2 protein-coding genes are annotated in these 3,434 nt (G+C 70.4%); both read right to left on the bottom strand.

Annotation, left to right across the window (positions count from 1 at the left end; all coding sequences use genetic code 11):
• Positions 1 to 589, bottom strand: a 589-nt coding sequence (locus ACYVK5_RS25805; protein ID WP_460709143.1) for a hypothetical protein, incomplete at its 3' end; no start/stop codon positions are given.
• Positions 586 to 3,434 (bottom strand): LamG-like jellyroll fold domain-containing protein (locus ACYVK5_RS25800; protein WP_460709141.1); only part of this gene is annotated, 2,849 nt, incomplete at its 5' end. The genes ACYVK5_RS25800 and ACYVK5_RS25805, both read right to left, overlap by 4 nt.

The following is a 3,434-nucleotide window of genomic DNA, read 5'->3' as shown; positions in this document are numbered from 1 at the left end:
CGCGCGTCATCGAGGCCAGCGCCTGGCCGGGCGTGCCGTCCGAGAACGTCAGCTCGTTCGGGCTCACGGCGACCTCCAGCCGCCCGTCGCCCGAGTTCCCGGTCACCACGCGCGGGTCGACCGGCATCCACGCCCCGTCCACGAGGGCCCGTTCGGCCAGGGCCGTCGACTCGATCCGGATCGTGCCCGACGGCGTGGCGTAGGCGGTGGTCCACGAGGTGCGTTCGGTGCGGACCTCGACGTCGCGGTCGCAGGCCTGCGCGACCTTCAGCGCGGTGGCCTGGTCGTCCGAGACCGCCACACACTCCACCCCGGCCGCGGCCGGCACCGCGAGCACCGGCTGCACACCGAGCGTCGCTGCCACGGTCGCGGCGACGACGCCGACCACGGCGGGCTTGGCCCGTCGCGCCGCGCGCGCTGTCAGGGCCGTCAGACCTGCTGCCATCCGGCTCGCTGCCCGCTTCACGTTCGTCGTCCTACCCGTCCGGGCCGCCGTCGGCGATCCCCCGCTGCTCGTCGTTGCCTCATCGGTGCCCGTCGCCGCGCCCCGGCTCTCCGGCGGCACGCCGCCGGTCGCGTGGCGCGTCACTGCTCGACGTCCTTGATCGTCGGGTCCAGGGCAGTGTTCCCGTTGTCGAGTCCGTCAGGCCCGACCTCGAACGCCCGCGCCTCCGCGCCCTGGCACAACCGGCGGATCTTGGCCTCGGCCACGATCTGCCCGTCGAACACACGCACGTTGTCGATGGAGCCATGCCACCAGTCGTTGTGTGCGCCGTTGAACATCGCCCGGCCCACGACGAGCGGCTTGGTCGAGGCGAACACGTGTGGAGAGGACCACGGAGCCGCGACGTTCTTGACCGGCTCACCGGGCTGCGGATCCTGCGGCGTACCCACCTCGCAGACCCAGATCGCGACCTCACCTGTCGTCGCGTTGTAGGCGCCCGTCAGATGTGCCCACTCGCCCGGATCCGGCGCGACCTCCGACGTCGCACGGTGCAGCGTCGGGGAGGACACATCGTTCTCATACACCGTGAAGTGCCAGCAGCCCGTCGCCGGAAGCTCGGTGCACGGCCTCCGGCCCAGCTTGAAGGGCGAGACCTGGCTCGCGCTGTGCGAGAGGGCCACCTGCCGCGCGTTCAGGTTCACGTCCGGGTCGAGCTGCACGTGGGCCGTGACGACGAAGCTCTTGTCCGTCTGCACGACCGGCGCGTCCGTGAACGCTCGCCCGTCGATGCCATCGACGACGAGAGCATGGTCGCCGTCACGAGAGCCGAACAGTTCGTGCGGGCCCGGTCCCCAGCTCGCGCCTCCCCGCAGGTTCAGGTCCTGCGGGACCATTGCCGCCGAGGAGTCGGAGGCGACGGTCCCCGTCCCTTCGTCCATCTTCCAGATGCCGTTCGCCTGCGGATAGGCGACGTCGAAGTGCCACGTCGCCACGCCGACCGAGGGGTTTCCGGCCTTGTCCCGGGACCGCACGTACAGCGTCGTCGGGCCCGGCTTCGACGGGGTGAACGAGATCGTGGCGAACCCGTCCGACCCGACGCTGACCTTGTTGCCCATCGTGTCCGTGCCGAACGAGTACTCGAACCGGGACACGTCGGTCGACCCGTTGCGCCCGAGCTTGAACTTGCCCGTCATGCCGGCCCCGCCGGTCTCCACGTTCTGGTAGTAGTCGGCCTGCTGCCCCGGTACGACGGAAATCGTCGGGACGTTCGGCGCGTTGACGTCAGGGATGAAGTAACACCACTGCGACCATGGACCCTGGGTACCCGACGAGTCCTGCGCCGCGACACGCCACCGGTAGGTCACGTTCGAGGCGAGTTCACCGGAGGGAACCTGCAGCGTGTGCCGACTCCCGCTGGCCTTGTACGAGCTGAACTTGCCCCACGCCTTGGTGCTGCCCGAGGCCCGGTACACCTGGAAGCGCCCCCGCACCTGCGTCGCGTCGGGGTCCTTGATGTAGGCCGACACCTTGGGCCGCACCGTCGCCAGGTACGGCGCCTCGGACGAGGACGTCGCACACCCCTTGTTCGCCGACCCCTGATACGTGCGCAGGTACTTCGGCGTGTTCGGCGGCCGGTTGTAGGTCACCGAGAGCGTCGCCCCGTGATCGGCGTTGCCGCCGTAGTTCGATCCCGCGTACCGCTTCCAGGCGTTCATCGACGACTCGTCCGCCTTCAGGCCGAGGGTCAGGTAGCTCCACCCGGACGAGGCCACCTTCTTCGCCGACGACGTCACCTCGTACCCGATCCGCACCTTGCGGCCCGTGCATCCCGCGCGGTGGATCGTGCCCTGGGACGCCACACGCGTCCCCCAGGACCCCTTCGTGTTCCACGTCGTACTCGACGACACGCTGTTCGCCCCGACAAGGTACACGGCCGTGGCCGTCCTGGAGCACGTCGCGGCATGCACACCCGAGACCGAGAACTCCGCACCCGTGATATCCGAGGACTTCAGCTTGCCTACGTTCGCCACGCTGAACTCGTACAGCACGCGGTGGTACGAACGCGTCCCGCAGTCCTGCCCATAGCCTGACGCCGGATCGCACAGGCCCACCCCGTGGTCGCCTGCCGAACGGTCCTGGAACTTGTAGCCCGAGTTCGAGTTCGGCCATGCGGACTTCACCCCGGTCCACTGGTTCAGCGAGACCCCGCCCACCGACGGGTCGATCGACAGCGGGAAATCCACACCCTCGCCGGCGAGCATCCGCGCGTCGGGAACGATCGTCACCGACGCCGACGTCGGGTTCTTCGTCTCCACCACCGCCGGGAGTTCGGCCATGCCGCCGTCCACCATCGGCCCCTCGAACTGCTCGGGCGGGTCGACGGGACCATCCGCCTCGTCCACGGGCGTGTCGGGCTCACCGCTCACCACCGCCCGGGTTGCCTCGCCGGCCGCGGCGCGCGAGCTGGTCGTGAGGCTCTTCGCCGCCGAACCGTCCGCGCTCGTCCCCTCCGCGGCCGCCAGGGCCTCGGCCTCCGGCTCACCCCACATCAGCGGCACGGGCGAGGTGAACACCTCCGCGCCGTCGCCATCGACGGCGACGAATCCGCTCGCGTTCTCCCGCAGGGTCAGGCCCTCCGACACCTCGACGTCGAAGGTCAGCTCCCGCAGCGCGGGGTTCCGCGCCGCCTGCGCGTCGGCCACCCGGATCACGTCGTCGAACCCCGTGCCCTCCGCATCCGCGGAGACCACGAGGTCGAGGCCCTCGTCGCCCAGGATCGCGGGATAGGTGACCTGGTCGCCGTCGACCACCGGGTCGGTGAGCGCGAACGGGACGTCGAACTCCAGCCAGTGCCCGCCGGAGGCCACCCGCGCCAGGGGCTCGCCATCACTCGCCGCGAACGACACGTCGTAGACCGGCGCCGCCACGTCCAGTCGGCCGTCCCCGTCCGCGTCAGCGGTCTCGACCGTCCGGTCCACACCTGTCCACG

Source organism: Myceligenerans halotolerans (assembly GCF_054782975.1).
The sequence above is the reverse complement of the archived record's forward strand: the minus strand, read 5'-3'. Positions and strand labels throughout refer to the sequence as shown.